The sequence below is a fragment of the Methylothermaceae bacteria B42 genome (genome assembly GCA_001566965.1).
GTDB lineage: Bacteria > Pseudomonadota > Gammaproteobacteria > Methylococcales > Methylothermaceae > Methylohalobius.
The window spans coordinates 56103-71870 of record LSNW01000011.1 but is presented as its reverse complement, the minus strand read 5'-3'; the positions used below and the strand labels follow the sequence as shown (position 1 = coordinate 71870).

12 protein-coding genes are annotated in these 15768 nt (G+C 54.3%); 1 reads left to right on the top strand and 11 read right to left on the bottom strand.

Going from position 1 to position 15768, the window contains the following annotated elements; genetic code table 11:
- Positions 1 to 29: 29 nt before the first annotated feature.
- The 6 genes from AXA67_06020 to AXA67_05995 form a co-directional block, all read right to left on the bottom strand.
- The gene (locus AXA67_06020; GenBank protein KXJ41411.1) at positions 30 to 1349 is read right to left on the bottom strand and encodes a monooxygenase; all 1320 of its coding nucleotides are present in this window, start codon (positions 1347 to 1349) and stop codon (positions 30 to 32) included.
- Positions 1346 to 2545, bottom strand: a complete 1200-nt coding sequence (locus tag AXA67_06015; GenBank protein ID KXJ41410.1) for a pyridine nucleotide-disulfide oxidoreductase — start codon at positions 2543 to 2545, stop codon at positions 1346 to 1348. Before AXA67_06015 ends, AXA67_06020 begins: the two co-directional genes overlap by 4 nt.
- On the bottom strand, positions 2542 to 3300 hold the full coding sequence (locus tag AXA67_06010) for a hypothetical protein (GenBank protein KXJ41409.1): 759 nt from the start codon (positions 3298 to 3300) through the stop codon (positions 2542 to 2544). Before AXA67_06010 ends, AXA67_06015 begins: the two co-directional genes overlap by 4 nt.
- Entirely contained in the window at positions 3297 to 4514 is a 1218-nt protein-coding gene (locus AXA67_06005; GenBank protein KXJ41408.1) for a 3-ketoacyl-ACP synthase, read from the bottom strand. The genes AXA67_06010 and AXA67_06005 overlap by 4 nt, the downstream gene beginning before the upstream one ends.
- A 1-nt stretch (position 4515) precedes the next feature.
- The gene (locus AXA67_06000) at positions 4516 to 4899 is read right to left on the bottom strand and encodes a hypothetical protein (GenBank protein KXJ41407.1); all 384 of its coding nucleotides are present in this window, start codon (positions 4897 to 4899) and stop codon (positions 4516 to 4518) included.
- A gap of 166 nt (positions 4900 to 5065) precedes the next feature.
- Positions 5066 to 10465: a hypothetical protein gene (locus tag AXA67_05995; GenBank protein KXJ41406.1), complete on the bottom strand. Its 5400-nt coding sequence runs from the start codon at positions 10463 to 10465 to the stop codon at positions 5066 to 5068.
- Positions 10466 to 10721: 256 nt separating this feature from the next.
- Here AXA67_05995 and AXA67_05990 point away from each other — a divergent pair, with 256 nt between their 5' ends.
- Complete coding sequence (locus tag AXA67_05990; protein KXJ41405.1) at positions 10722 to 11156, top strand: glycolate utilization protein; 435 nt, start codon at positions 10722 to 10724, stop codon at positions 11154 to 11156.
- A gap of 40 nt (positions 11157 to 11196) precedes the next feature.
- Here the strand turns inward: AXA67_05990 and AXA67_05985 are convergent, their stop codons facing one another.
- From AXA67_05985 to AXA67_05965, 5 genes are read right to left on the bottom strand one after another with little or no spacing between them, the layout of a single operon-like run.
- Positions 11197 to 13497, bottom strand: a complete 2301-nt coding sequence (locus AXA67_05985) for a hypothetical protein (GenBank protein ID KXJ41404.1) — start codon at positions 13495 to 13497, stop codon at positions 11197 to 11199.
- Positions 13494 to 14120, bottom strand: a complete 627-nt coding sequence (locus AXA67_05980) for a hypothetical protein (GenBank protein ID KXJ41403.1) — start codon at positions 14118 to 14120, stop codon at positions 13494 to 13496. The genes AXA67_05985 and AXA67_05980 overlap by 4 nt, the downstream gene beginning before the upstream one ends.
- The gene (locus AXA67_05975) at positions 14105 to 14722 is read right to left on the bottom strand and encodes a hypothetical protein (GenBank protein ID KXJ41402.1); all 618 of its coding nucleotides are present in this window, start codon (positions 14720 to 14722) and stop codon (positions 14105 to 14107) included. Before AXA67_05975 ends, AXA67_05980 begins: the two co-directional genes overlap by 16 nt.
- Before the next feature lie 2 nt (positions 14723 to 14724).
- Positions 14725 to 15000, bottom strand: coding sequence for an acyl carrier protein (locus AXA67_05970; GenBank protein KXJ41401.1), 276 nt, complete (start codon positions 14998 to 15000; stop codon positions 14725 to 14727).
- Positions 15001 to 15018: 18 nt separating this feature from the next.
- The gene (locus AXA67_05965; protein ID KXJ41400.1) at positions 15019 to 15609 is read right to left on the bottom strand and encodes a hypothetical protein; all 591 of its coding nucleotides are present in this window, start codon (positions 15607 to 15609) and stop codon (positions 15019 to 15021) included.
- Positions 15610 to 15768 lie beyond the last annotated feature (159 nt).

Here is a 15768-nt window from a genome sequence, read left to right as displayed (position 1 = left end):
AAAGCCACCTCGGTCTTGTCAGGTTGATGTTAGATGATCAAATTCTCCAGTATCCGGGCCCTATCCACAATGCCCGCTGTCAGCTCATCGAGGCCGGCTGCTGCAAGCATGGCCCTGAAGTTTTTGCTGCGATGGGTCATGTGAGAAGCGGCCAGCATAAGTTCCAGCTCTGGTTTGGGCACCGAACGCATGAAACGCTTGATAAGATTGATTTCCACGCCATTGACATCAAAATCCCCCAAAGCCAACGCCCTGGAAAAACTGTAAAATTCACGGATTTTGGCTTCGCAGAGTTGGGCGCAGCGGTGTTGCCGGAAGCGATGCCTGAGGGATTCTTGAATGGCCAAGGCCGCCACGGCAGCGCTGTAAAAGGCATTCAATACGCCGTGGGAAAAAATGGGATCGACAAACCCCCCGGCATCGCCAATGCAATAAACATTTTCCCGGCATAACGCTTCCACATGATAGGAAAAATCAGGGCGACCACCAAGGGAATCGCCAATAAACGCAGCCTCTTGTAACAATTCCCGCAAATACGGTGTTTTCCGGCAAATTTCGTGAAAGTAACGCAAACGTTCTTGCGGACTCTTGTTTTCCAGCTTGCCCCGGTAAACCACCAATCCCACGCTGGTTTTATGGCGCAAGGGAATATGCCAGATCCAACCATCTTCGTAGGAAAGCACAAAAGTGACAGGCGCTTTTTTCGTCAACGCTTGAAAGGGGTAGCTACGGCCATCAGCGGCCAAAAAGCGGGCGTTGTCAAAATATCCCCAGAAGGAAAGGAATTGATGCTCTGCCTTTGCCAAGCGTTTGCTGCGGGACTGGCGGGCAACCAGGGTGGAAGCGCCGCTGGCGTCAATCATATAGCGGCAGGACAACTCCCCTTGAACCGGGCTTGAGCCGCGCCGGTCCAGGTAGCTAATTCGGGGGTTATCTCCGCTGAGATTAACCTTGACGGCCGGGGTTCCTTCAAAAATTTGCGCGCCGCACTCGCGGGCATGTTGCAACAATAAATGATCAAACCGGTCCCGCTCCACGTGCAGCGCCGGCCTTTTAAAACCAAAATCGGAAAAAGCGATGCGGTGGATGCCCCCTTCCCAAACTGTAATCCCCCCCGCCTTGGCGATAAAGCCTTCCTGCTCAATTTTGGCGCTTGCGCCCGTCAAATCGGTATATTTCCAGAAGTGCGGAATCAGGCTCTCTCCCACCATGGGACGCGGGTGCCTGGCCCGTTCCAGCACCACCGTATCGATACCCGCTTTGGCCAACAAGGCAGCGGCGCTGCTTCCGGCAGGTCCTGCCCCTATGATGGCGACATCACACCGGCGGGGAATGGGCGCTGGGTTCATTGCGCCTCATCCAGCCGGAACCTGCCCTTGAGCAGGGTGGCTTGCCACGGATTATTGCCACTCCAAAGATTCCCCGCCAACAGCTCGCTGATGGCTTGTTTGATATGAGCGTCGCGATGGGCCTCAAAAAACACATTTTTGATAAGCCGGGACTGGTAAAAACGCTCCACGAAGGTGTACATGGTATTAAATCCCAGCTTGTGGGCATGGTCGTCCGGTTGATGAAGACGGGGATCGCCTTCCTTGCCTTCCACTAAGCCTTGATGAATCCGGTCCGCAGCGCGGGCGGCGCCAGTCAGTGCCAGAAAGACCCCGGAGGAAAACACCGGATCAAGGAAGCCCGCCGCATCCCCCACACTGATAAACCGGGGGCCATAACGGGCACGATTGAGAAAACTGAAATTGGCTTCCGATTTGACTGGCCAACATTGATCCGCGCCTTCCAGCAACTGGTTTAACAAAGCGGATTGACCGACATAGTGGTGAAACAGGTTTTCTGTAGTTACTCCTTCAGGCTTTCGGCCACGTACAACCAAGCCAATACTCACCCGCTTTCCGGCAAGGGGAATCACCCAGAGCCAGCCCACATCCACCATCAAAATCCAGATATTGCCAGTCTCGAATAGTTGATCCGCCAGTTGTCCCTCGACTGAAGCATAATGCGAGTACAGGGCGAAATTCCCAAGGGTCTTGACCTTTTCCAGCGCCCGCTGGCGCCGTCCCAGCATGGCGTTGCGGCCGGTGGCATCCACCAGGTAACGACCCAGGAATCGCCCATTTCTAGTATCTACCACCACTTGATCGGCGCTAAAATCCACTTTTTCCACCGCGCAATTTTGCCGGGTCTCGGCACCGTGCTTGGCCGCATTTTCAAACAGCTTGCGGTCAAACTCGCTGCGATCCACCTGATAGGCCCGCCTGCCCCCGCTGAGCTGGAAAAACATGCGTTTGCCCAATGCCTCATCAATAAAAACAGCACCGGACTTAAACACATTGCCTTCGCTCCAGTCCAGCCCCAGCCTTTGGATGACTGGCTCGCTGTAAGGCAACATGGATTCGCCAATATGAAAGCGGGGATGGCGGCCTTTCTCCAGCAACAACACGCGATGTCCGTACTGGGCCAACAAGGTGGCGGCGGTGCTGCCGGCGGGCCCGCCGCCGGCGATGATGACATCGTATTCACGTTGGTGTGTCATTCGTCGGCTCCACGAAATTTCAATGGGATGGACCACCCTGCCCCCAACGCCACGTCGCCTGTTTTGCCCAGAGACACTGCCCTGAATAAAGGCGCCGCGGCCAAGGCCGGGCACTCGCAGGCCGATTTGGCGTCATCACCTTCCAATTTCGCACCTGAAGGATGGGGACGGCCCAGTGTTGCCCTGGCCTTCTCTGGCGAGCCACTCAACACCCAAGCCATGGCAGCCGGATATAGCCCCACGCCAGGTTCTAAATATTCAGGCCAAATTTCCTCGTAACACACCACAAGCAAAGACTGGACACCGCTTTGCAGGCGGCACCACGCCTCCAGCCACGCCATAGCCACGGTGGCTTCTGCCGCCGCCAGGGAAGTGGAAGGCTGCCGGCAGCCTGTCGCGATACTCCAGTATCCGGCGGCGGTATTGTGTACCGAGTTATGAAATTGGGTCGGGGAAATCAAGCCATCGGGCTTGGCCAGTTCGATACAAAGCCGGTCGGTAACCTGCATTTCGCTGCCCGCGCTGGCAAAGATAGCTGGTAAATCCGCAGGATTCATGCCGGCATTTTCACACGCCATTAAACCGGCGGACAACGCCAGCTGCACCGCCTGGCTGGTCCGCCGCCTTATCGATGCGGGGATCCGCCGCTTATCCGGCAGCGCAACCGGGAACCGCAACCTTGAGGACAGCGTTTCATCTGAACTGCAACAGGCCCAACCCGCTAAAAACATTTGGGAAGTTCCGGCATTTTTCATGGAAATTCCAATGCCATTCCGCTGTGGGCCAAGAGTACGCTGGCGTTACTGCCGCCAAAACCGAAGGCATTGCAAAGGGCAAAGGCCACTCGATCATTCTTTTCGGGTTTGCTCAACAATTGCAGTTTTACCTCCGGATCGGGAGTTTCCAGGCCATAGGTGCCCGGCAAAAAACCCGCCAGCATGGAAACCAAGGTGGCCACAACTTCCACCGCCCCCGAGGCCCCCAAGGTGTGTCCCAACAAACCCTTGATGCCACTGCAAGGCACCCGGTCGCCAAACAGGCGGTGAATCGCTTTCGCTTCAGCCAGATCATTCAACCGGGTAGCCGTGGCATGCAGATTGACATAATCTATGCTTTCCGGAGCGATATTCGCCATCGCCAAGGATTGCCGCATGGCGGCCTCCGCCCCGGTGCCTTCCGGATCCGGAGTACTCATGTGATGGGCGTCGGACGATTCTCCCACAGCCAGCAAGTGCGGGAAGTCTCTGTTGCCATGGCTTGCTTTTTCCAATAACAACATGGCCGAGCCTTCGCCTATATTGATGCCGCAGCGCTCCGCATCCATGGGGCGACAAGGGTCGGGCGAGACCAGATCAAGCGCGTGAAACCCCCGCAGCGTCAGGCGGCATAAAGTGTCCACGCCGGCCACCAACGCGGCATCGCAAACCCCTGTTTGAATCATCCGCTGTGCCGATCCCAGCGCCTTGGCGCTGGAAGAACAGGCAGTGGAAACCGCGTAACACGGCCCTTCCAATGCCAGCTCTTTTTGCAGGTATTCCGCGGTGGCTTGCACCGCATGACGGCGGAGAAAATTGAAATCCTCCGGCATCCGCCCGTATCGGACGAAATGCATGTAGGCTTGTTCCGAATCATAGATACCGGAAGTACTCGTTCCCATCACCACGCCAACCCGACTGACGCCGTAACGTTCCCGGGCATTTGCGATTACGCTCCGGAAACCATTGGCTTCCAGGGCCGCCAGTGCATAGCGGGCATTGCGGCAATCGAAATCTTTTAGCGCTGGAGTGATTGCAGGCATGGGATCTGGCGCCTCGCCCACCACCGTGGGAAAAGGCAGGGAAATAAATTCAGGCGGCGCCAATAGGCACCGGTTTTCACGAAGCGCATTCAGCAAGGCCGCGTTGCCTCCCCCCGCCACCGATTGACATTGCCAGGCGGTAATAGCCACCGGCTTCATCATGGGCGCCATATTACTCCCCTCCGCTTTTCTCCAGGGGTAAACCTTTGGCGCGCCAGCCGAGCATGTAGCCTTTCAACAATTTTATATCCTTACATCCAAGGCTTTTAAAACCGGCAGCGGCAATATACGCCCGGGGACCGTGTTCACAAGTCACTATAATGGACTTTTCCCGGCAAGCCTGCTTTAACTCCGGTGTCATCTTTCCGGCAACATTCCAGAATGGAATATTCACCGCGCCGGGAATATGACCGCTTTGGTATTCCTTCGCTGACCGCACATCGAAAATCAAGGGCCGGGTTCGAGCATCCAACTGCCCGGCAAGGCTTTCCGGCAGCATTGTCCGGTTAGCGCAACCGGTTAAGAACAAACATAAAAAAGAAACAAGCCTTGCCATGAATCTCGATACCCCTTTACATCCAATACCGCTACATTGTAACGGAATCGGTTATCCAGGTTCGAACAAAACCCCTTGGCAAGTTTGCATAAAGTATGACTAAGCGGAGGAACTTGTGATTTTTGACAAGCGGGCCAAGCCGGTTATTTTGCCCCCCTTACTTAAATTATTGCGTGGTGATAACGACCTGATCGATTCCTGCCTCTACGACACTAGGTGATCCGTCATCTGCGGTTTCAATTAATACAAAAATCTTTTGTCCGGCAAAGTTGCTGATATCTGCGGTATGGGTCTGCCAATTACCCTCAGAGAGGGTGCCGTCAGCGTGGATATCCAAAACGGCGGTAAAATCATTCCCCCCGACAATCACCACATGGAGGTAGTCCTCCTCATTGGCATTCGCCAAATGGGCAAAGTAGTAGGAAAAACGGATACTGGCCTGGGTAGTCCCGGTCAGATCTATTTCCGGCGACACAATGGAAGTCATCCCCCCATCCACATCATAGCTATCCACTCTCTTGCCCGCCTTGCCGCGGGTGATCAAGGCGTAACGGCCCTGGGCCGCATCGCCATTTTGAATTAAATGGCCCCGATAGAAAGTGGGCGCGGGATTGGTTCTGAGCCATTTGCCCTTGGTGGCGGTATCTTCGCCATCGGGATCTCGCTGCCAACCTTGCGCATCAGACTCAAAATCAAAGCTAATGGTGATGGGACTACCCGGATCTGGCGTGCTTTGCGTCACAGACCAATTAAAGGAAATGGTAGCCGCTCCTCCGTTACCATCATTCACGGTGACATTAACCGGGCTTTGACCTGTCTGAGAAACAGTCCCGGAAATCAGGCCGCTAGCACTGTCCATGGTCAAACCGGTGGGCAAACCATTGGCAGTAAATGTCAAACTATCTCCATCACTGTCCCGGGCGGAAATTTGCAGTGATATGCTGTCACCCACCTGGTTTGTCTGATCCGGTACAGCTTCAATAGTGGGGCTGTGATTGCTTGGGCCAGGGTCAGGCATGGTGGTGCCGCCGGACGTTATTTCCCAACCGAGGTAATTGGCCCATACCTGCATCGAGCCGCTGGATCTCGTCCCTTTGATCCGCACTCTCAGTTCCTTTTGCGGGGATACGTAATCGGAAAAGGCGGCATTGATTGTGGTGGTCACTTCCAAATCATCCTCGTTATGCACCGTAGAAGTATCGACAAGCTCCCATTGACTGGCGGTGAAATTGTAGAGATAGATCTTTTGCTTGACGTTCCTTCTGGAATATTGGCCTCGATAAATCACTTTGATTTTTTGAATATTGCCCGCACTCTCGGAAATAGTAGTGCTGGCAAACCAGTCAACCACGGTATCTCCGGAGACAGATTCCGAATCGATATCGTAGGTATCATCGTCAGAAGCCCGGAAACTCGCCAGCGTGCCCCAATCGTGATGCCCGTGGGTAACAGTAATTGAGGCTGGGAAGTATGTACTAGTGGTAGTCGCGCCCCCACTCACGGTAATCTGGATTTGTCCCGTGCTTGTGCCACCTCTGCCATCAGACAGGGTGTATGCCAGCGTGTCAGAACCTGTAAAGTCCTGGGGCGGCGTGTAGGAATAAATGCCGCCTGACAAATCCGTCAATGTCCCCACCGTCGCGGGCGTCGTGCTGACCTGACTGACAAATAAGGGATCCCCATCAGGATCCGTGTCATTGCTTGTTAGATCAGCCGCAGAGAATGTCAGCGCGGTATTCACGTTGGTACCAAAGCTGTCGCTATTGGCTACCGGCGCTTGATTTACCGGTGGGGCAGGGGCAACCGTCAAATGGATCGTTGCCACATTGCTGTCCAGCCGCCCATCGTTGGCTTTAAAGGTGAAACTATCTTCCCCCGTAAAATTAGCCGCGGGCGTATAGGTCAAATTAGGCGCGTTGCCGCTTAAAGTTCCCGAACCAGGCTGGCTTACCACTTGGAAGGTCAATGGATCCTGGTCAGGGTCGGTGGCAGTCAAGGTGATGGAAGTTGTTTGCCCTTGGAAAAGAGAAATCGACTGATCACGGGCGTTTGGAGCCCGGTTGCTTGCCGGCGGTGCTTGCCGCGCTTCAAGACATAAGGTCAACACCGATTCCAACACATTCCAGGCTTCGGCATCATTGGCCGACGCGGTGGAAACACCAATCAAACCATAGCGGGGGTCGTTCGGATCGCTGATTCTGTCGGTCAGGATTTTGCCTTCAATCAAATCAGCAGCAAAGCCACGATCCCCCAGCAGCAATGCCAAACGGGCCAACTGCGCGTAGATTCTCGTCTCGCCATTGACCAGATTTTCCTCATCGGCAATCAGGCATCCATTAGGGGTATTGGCGCCGGTACAATTGGGCACCTGGGTTCCGTTAAAGGTCAGATACTCAGGAATCTTGCCATTGTTGAGGTAATAAGTCTTGAAGAAATCCAGGCTTCTTTGCGCCGCGTCACGCGCGGCTGAACGCCGGTTTTCATCCAGCACGCTGGTGGGTAAATCCGCAGCCTGGGCCAAATGCAAGGCAATCCACAAGGTTTGTATCACCTTGAGGTGTTTTCCTTGATTGGTATCGCGGTTTTCAAAGTCCCCGGTCCAGTTGGCGCCCGCCTTGTATCCGTTGTAGAACAATCCGGGCACGCTGGGTACTTCAGATTTCAACAACAAGTCGGTGGCCGAAGCCAGCACTGGTTTCCAGCGCGGGTGATAGAAAGCGGCCTGACCCAGCATGTATAAATCATTGTAATCGGTAGGAACAGGGTCGGTAGTCAACACGCCGATACCCGTGGCCTTGGCCGGCGGATTCAGAGATGAATCCGTGGTCCCTGCCCAGTCCCAAGCATAGCCTATCAAGCCGTTGGGATAGGCGGGAAAATCCAGTTGGATTTTATGATCCCGGTCCGTAACACTGGTCCAGTACAAACCGGTCAGCAAGGTATCGGCGAGCTTTTCTGTTTCTGGAAGATCGAAAACGCTCTTGCCTTCCAGCAAACCGCGAATTACCCGGAAATCATCAAGCGGGGCGTTACTGTTCTTCCACACATTATCAAAGAATACCAGCGGCTTGTGACGAGTGCGGTCAATCGCCCAATTTACGATGTGGTAAAGAGGATCCACCATGAGTTCATTAACGAACCTGTAAGATTGGCGATAGGCGGTTTCCCTGCCCATGCATGCGGATGCCCGCAGCATCAACCCCATGTGCTCGGCGGTCATATGGTGGCCGTGGGGGTAAATATCCACATTACCGGGATCATCTATCAAATTGGTGAAAATGCCATAAGATGCTGGCTCCGGCGCACTACTATCCCTCATGGCATTGAGGATGAAGTTCAATCCGCTCTCTGCCGCTTCCCTGCGTTCAGGCGTTAGCCAATTGAGCGTGGCGGAGGGCGGAACAGCATCCGGAGAGCGCGCTGCCTGGGTGAGCTCGACCAATGCAAACTGGTCAACATTGACGGTAAAGCGATAAAAGTTTTTGGCCGAAGGTTGTACCGGAACGCTGATTGATTGTCCCCCGCCCGGCGCCGTGACGGATACTGCCGACACCTTGTAACCTTCAGGGGCCCGGTAATCGAAGGTGACATCCTTGGGTGAAGAAACCAGCGGCAACTGCAAGCCGGAATAATTGAGCACGTAAAGGTAATGTTTGCTCTGGGAAGCCTGACCTACTTCCACATGAATCCCTTCCGGTCCTTTGACGATCAGCCGGTCAGGCACGTGAATTCTGACCAGTTGTTCGACGGTGCTAAGATCGTCGTTGGCTTTGTTCGGATCACTGACCGAGGCGAACATATCCGATCCCCGAACGGTTGGATTATAGACCGCCACGCCCTTGCCATAAAAATTGACGCTTTCTTGTATCTGGGGGCCGAAGTTAAACAGATCCTGGAATATACTGCCGCCGCGGGAATTTCCCATCTCATCCATAGTGCCGGGAAGCTCGCCCGTGGCAAAAACGATCCCGCCGTTGGTGACGAAGTTTTTAATCAGTTGCGCTTTTTCATCAGAAATGGCCGCCACGCTCGGCAACCACAAAATTTTTAGATTATTCAGTTCCCCAGCGGGATTGCCTGGATCGGCGACGATCTTGAATGGAACATGCAGCTTGATCAGGGCATGGGCCGCCCCCCGGTAACCCCCCAAATGGGGTTTGGGCAGGGCGCTGTCACCCGGTTCGGTGGACCACCAATCAGGGTCGTTATTGGGATTGGTGGTGGTCACGTACATGCCGTAAGCGCCACCGGCCTTGAAATCCTGAAAATCGCGGGTCGGCGAGCTGTACCAGATTCCCACATCCGCTACCCGCGGCGTTCCCAAGAGTGCGTTTTGATGCTCCTTGATGAATTGGAACCACTTGGCGCGGAAGGCGGAATCCACCGACAGGGTCATCTCCGGCGTTTGCGCTTCAAAGGGCACCACGCCAACGGCCAGGGAAGCCGCCATGGTCAAGCCCGCATCCAGGGGGCGGCTGCCATAGGAAAAAGCCCAGGAGGGATTCTCCCGGTCCACCGCCCGCGCCCATTTGTACATAGTAATTTTATTGCTGAACTCATCGACACTGGCCCATTTCATGGCCTTGGTATTGGAAACGCTGTCGATTTCCCAAACCCGCAGAAAGTTTGTATTGCTAGCTCTGTAAGTGCCATCCAGTCCGGCTTCGGTAGCATCCATATAATCGGTAGGGAAGTTTTCGATCACCACCATGAAGTTGGGATTAACCTGGTGAGCGGCTTTACGAACATCTTCCAGGAATTCAGCCAGGTTTTCGTGCCGCCACTGAATCCATGCTCTGAAGGCCGGATCATCCCAATTGATGCTCGTAGGAACCGGCAGTCCATTACTACCCCCCAAACCACGGGCAATACTCCAATTCTTGAACGCTGCTGCCGCCGCTGGCTCCGTGGCAGCCCAGGAAGCCCCGGTACCCAGATATATAGGAACGTCAATCCATACCCCATCCAAACCAGAAACCGCCAGCTGTTTGATCCGATTAATGAAATAATCGCGGTAGCCGGTATTGGGAGACATCCAGGCACTCTCCATCCCCGGTTCCACCCAGACCTCCTGGGAACCGTAGAACACATTGGGCGATCCGTCGATGCCTTTTTGAATCCAGTCGGGGTGGTCCTTATACATGGTATGGGCAAGGTTTTCGCCGTTGGGGGTGGTGACTTCCAGTGATGGATAATAAACCACCGCCCGCATGTTGCGGTCATGGGCCATGTTCGCAACCTTGGTGAGAAAGTTCAGCTGAATCTGGAACTGGGTCTCGTTCAGGTAATTACTCAGGCCGGAATCCACCTCGAGCACCGACACATTCTCGTTCTTGCGAACGGTCATTAAATCGGCCACTTCTTGATCGGACATCTCAGGATCGGCATCAAATCCACCAATCCGCGCCAGCTTGGCCCAATCCGCAATCGTTGGCGAAAGGGAGGATTGCGTACCATTTGGGCTATTGGCATAAGCGCTGATACCAGTCAAAGTAACAATGAGCCAAACGATGCCAATCAGTGGCCAAGATAGATAAACGGCAATGAATCGGGCGGGTAATTTCATCGAGTACTCCGGAAGCTGCTTTCTTTTTGATTTTTCTGAATCCGGGCATCACTGTTGATGAATACCAACAAAAAATGGCCGGATTATATAATTTGATTGTAAATGTATTCGTACATAAAGCGCAATATATATTTATCTAACGTGAAAAATACGCCTCTGTACTCCAAAGCCCTTGACCTTTATCGCCTCACACCATGTTTTTAATTTTTTGTGATAACTTAGGATTTCAACAATTCATCACCAGAAGAAGATCGCCATGCATGTGACTTTCGTTCAAGCCAATCGAGCCATTGAAGCCGCCATAGAAGAGGCCAAGAAAATCCATACCAAAATGTGTATTGCCGTAGTGGATTCAGGCGCCGACTTAAAAGCTTTCATGCGGATGGACGATGCCTGGATTGGCAGCACCGATATCGCTATCAAGAAAGCCGAAACCGCTTGCCTGTTCGGCATGCCCACGGAAGAAATCGGCAAGCTGTCTCAACCCGGCGGGCCTTTATACGGCATTGAACATTCCAACGGCGGGCTGATTACCTTCCCCGGTGGACTGCCGATTGTGGATGAAAACGGGGTGCTGCTGGGAGGCATCGGGGTAAGCGGCAGCGCGGTGGAAAATGACCGGCAGGTGGCCCTGGCCGGGGTAAAAGTCATTGGGGTGACGGATTTGCCGGAGCATCCCTGGCGGACTTGATGCTAACTAAAGGAAGATTGGGAATGACCTCTCTCCCTCCTTAATTTGATTTTGTAGGAATCATCACCGGACACAACAAAAATCCCGCAACCACGCCGCAAGCAACCGCCAGGGAAAGCATTTTCAGAACCGGCATCTGCGCCATCCCCAAGGCGGCAAAGGCGGTCAAAGTCGTCAGCATGGAAGCACCCATGGCCTGAAAAGTGGCATCGGGATCGCCTCCCCGGCGTTCGGTATAGAAAATCCCGTAATCGACGCAAATGGCGATGGCCAGAAGCGCGGCAATCAAATGGAAGAAACTGACCGGTAGTTGCAACACGGCAAAGGCGGCCAGAATGAATACCATGCCCGTCAATGCCGGCAGCAATACCCGCAGCGCGGTGACAGGGGTGCGGTAACGCCACCAAAGCCCGGCGAAAATCACTCCCAAACCCATGCTCAAGGCGACAATCGCCCGTTGCCGGTAGCGTTCCGCCAGGGCATTGATTTGCGCTCTCTGGCTGAAATAGGAAACCCCGGCAAGCCCGGCCAATGCTTCCCGCACCGCCTGGGGCTGATGCGGCCCGAGCCAGAAGGCGAGTTGAACGCCCTCTTCGGTCTCTTCCCACTGACCCACCAGAAACTCGGCTACTTCCGACCGGAGCGCGGCTTCATTATCCAGCCAGGACTTATGTTTGGGTGTTAGATTCCCCAAAACATCGGCGGCCAAGCCCTGTTCCGACAAGACCCAGCGCCAGTATTCCGCCAAAGCGGGGGTAAGTTGGCCCGTATATATACGGGCATTTTTTTCCTGCAACTTCCTCGACACCAGCAGAGGATATATCCCATGGAAATCATGCAGCGATTTTTGTTGCTTGAGGCGCCGCAACACCCGGGTCGCTGCCTCCGCACGGATCAGGGCGGTTTCCAAGTCACGGCCTTCAATCAAGACCGCCCGGCCCGGTTCGATCCCGCCCAAGCGGGCGCGGATAGCGTGGTCCTGCTGCCTGAGCTTGGGATCAATAGCCGCCAGCCGCTCCAAGTCATCCAGCCACTGGAGCTTGGGTATTACCAGAAGCGCTCCCGCCAGCAGTACAACCACCGCCGCTTTAAGTCCCAGCGGATAGCGCCGGCAAAGAGCAAGCCAAGCCGTCAAGCCCGGGACTTTCAAAGGGGTAATGCTGCGGTTTTTTCCCAGAAAAGCAGGCAAGCCATAGCGCGTCATCAGCAAGGCGGTGACAATGCCCACGCTGGCGAATACCGCAATCTGGCGGAAGCCCGGATAGCCAGTGGCCGCCAACGCCAGATAACCCACCACGGTGGTGCCGCCGCCCATGATCAGCGCCGGCCACAACCTGTTGGCGATTGATTCGCCATCCGTTTGCCCTCCGCGCCAATGGGCCATCACATGAATGGGATAGTCCACGCACACGCCAATCAAGGTGGCGCCCAACGCCAGGGTCAAGCCATGAACATAGCCGAAACTCACCTGGACGGCCAACGCGCCGGTGGCAAAGGCAAATACCAGCACCAGAAAGGTGGCCAGCAAGCTTTTCAGATTACGGAACAACAGGATAAAAACTAGCATCACGCCCAGGCTGGAAATCAAGGTCACCCGGTTGACGTCGGCTTGAATCCTGCTTTGCGCGGCCACGGCAAAGACCGGCACGCCGGTCATGGTAAGCTCCAACTCAGCCCCGGTCGTCCGTACCAGTTGATCGAATAGTTGCCGGATGGCCTTTTGCAGCTCCCGCTGGGCAGTGAAATCAAAAGCGGCGGCCTGGCTTTCCAAAACAATGGGATAAAAATCTTCCAGGGTTCTGCTATTGTCTTGCAGCTTGTCCCGCCAATCGGCAAAGGCCTCCAGGGTCAAAAGCAGGGGGTCCTGGGGGGCGATTTGCTGGATCAGATCGCCAAACGGGGATAATAACGATTGTTTCAGTAGCGCTGCCCGTTGCGGCAAGGCATCGATTGAGAGCAGCCGCCGCGCCTCCCGCTCGGGGTTGAGACTATAGATCTGCCAGGCGTGGCTGGCGTAACGGCGAATCACCTGGTTGATGGAAACCGGCGGCGCAAAGGCGGGCCAGGCTTTGGCAACGCCTGGCTGCTTGGCGAGCTGGTGTAAAAAGGTTTGACCCAGGTTGACCAGCCCGGCTGCTTCGGCGGCGCTCTTTTCTTTGGGCGCTACCGCCAACAAGTAACGGCGGGCAAAAACCTGGTGCTGCAATTTTTCCACCATTTTCATGCCCGGGCCAACTTCGCCCAGAAAGAATACCGACAAGCGGGACTCGAAACGCAGTTGCCAGGCCAATGCCGCGATTATTAATCCCAGCAGTGCCAGGATAGTGAGTTGCCGCTTCATTCCCCGCGGGCTTCCCGCAGCAGGCGGGCAATGGTAAAACGTAAATCCGCGCCCTCTTGATCGAGGACAAATGCCGTCCGGCTGATATCTCCGTCCTTTTCCTCCAGGGTCAGGACGCGTTGTTTGTCCTTTTCTTCCAATACGACCTTTTTAAACGGGGCGGCATCAGGATCCAAGGGAAATAGCTGTATTTTCCAGTGTCCGTCATTTTGGGTGACTGTCATCTTGTAATTGCGCTGGACCGCTTCCAGGTCGCTTTGCATCAAATGGCGCAGCAACAAAACGCCCTGGACTTGGGAATAGTTGGAAGGCAGCGAAAGCCGGCGCCGTTCGCCGCTGCGGCTGTCAAAATACAATAACTCATCGGGCGTCGCCGCCATAATGACCCGGTGCGGGCTGAGCTGGAGCTTGATCATCACCCCGTCGGGGGAAGCCAGCATATAACCATCCCCTTGCCAAGGGTTGGTTAGCAACTTGACCTGGCGGGATTCTTTATATAAGTATTGGGTGGGTTGGTTGAGGCGAAGCTGGCGGTAAATGGTATCGGGGCCGGCCTGGCAAAAAGGGGCAAACAGCAAAAGAAAACCGATCCCGGTTTTAATAAGTGTCAAGAGTTTTTCCATAAACTTTTCCCATGCTTGATGACTTCCCGCAAGGTTTCATGGGGCGGCGGCGCCCGGTCCAGGTCCGGGAAGCGCCAGCGGCGGTACAGATACTCCCCCAGCATCAGCAGCCCTATCAAAAGGTAAATGCCAATGCCGTGAAACCAGGTCCAGACCTGCTCGGATGCCAGCCAGGTCAAGGCGAAAGACAGCAAGGCCAGTAAAACAAAGAAAACCGTCCAGATCTGGGTCAAGCGGCGGGTATACGCCAAAAGGTGGGGCGGAATGTCTTTAAATTGCAACCGCACCATGCGTTCAATCAAGGGAGGGAGGGAACGCAAGGTCCGGCCGAATACCCACGCCAGTAGTAAAAAAGTAACGCCGGGCACGGTCTTGGTAACGACCGGCCCCAGCCACAACACCCCAATCACCAGCGCCACGGACAATCCCGCCCACAACCATCTTTCCGCCCTGGAACGGACACGCAAAGCCCGCCACCCCAAAATTCCGGCAAGCAACCAGGGCAAAAAACCATGCCATCCCCGTTCGGCCAGGGATTGCATCAGAAAAGGGTAGGCCAACAGTAAAACCACGGCGAGGGAGGCGAAGATTGCCTGGCGCATGGTTATTTGCTGCGATTGCTGGCGACGAACTCGGCCAGGGATTTGAGGCAAGCAAAAATCTGGGGATTGCGTTCATCGTTGGAAACGATTTTGATCCCGTAATTGCGGTCCAGCATGACCCCGATTTCCAGGGCGTCGATGGAATCGAGCCCCAACCCTTCTCCAAACAAAGGCGCTTCGGGATCGATTTCCTCGGGTGAAATATCTTCCAGATGCAAGCCTTTGATCAAAAGCATTTTCAATTCTTCGATTAGCGCATCGACATTACTTTCCGTCATTTTCCGGCTCACAAACTATTAATTGATGACGGCGACGACCTTGCCGTTTTTGAAGCGCACGATGAAAGTGTCATATCGCGATGCCCAATACCGCCATTCATCCATATCCAAACTGGGCGTGCCTGTTATCGGCGGATAACCGATGGCCGCGATTACCGCCTCTTTGCGCATTCCCTTGGTAACTTTTCCAACCATAATGTTTTTCCTTTCCAAGCGGGTGAACTTCTTCATATTGACCGGCGTTTTGGCCAGAATTTTGTGAAACGCCTGTTCGGGCGTATCGCCGGTGTGTTTTTGGACATTCTCGATTTGAATTTCAGGCCCTGAAGGCAACACTTTAATGACAAATCCCTTGCGCCCAAAACTGACCAGCTGAACCTTGGCGTTGATGGGTAACAAAAAGCCCCGCCGGTAATTGGTGGTACGATGGCGGTTCTTTTCGAACATCAGGGAAAATTGGGTGTAGTAAGTATCGCCAACGGTAATCCCCGGCGGCAAGGCGGCTTCCTTACCTTGAAAAGCCTTGGGACAACCGGCCAATAAAACCACCATCGACAACATCAGCGTCAACAATAAGCTCCATTTGAAGAAATAAAGCCGCTTTAACATCGTAGCCCTCCCTTGAGTCTTTAATTAGATGACAGTTTGAGGGGCTAAGGTTAGCATAATCATTTCTCTACCTGAATCTTGTTAAATGCCTGCTCCAGGATATCTTGACTCAAGACCCGTTAACGGTCTATATTTAGTCATGTTATTAAGGGGCCTTGG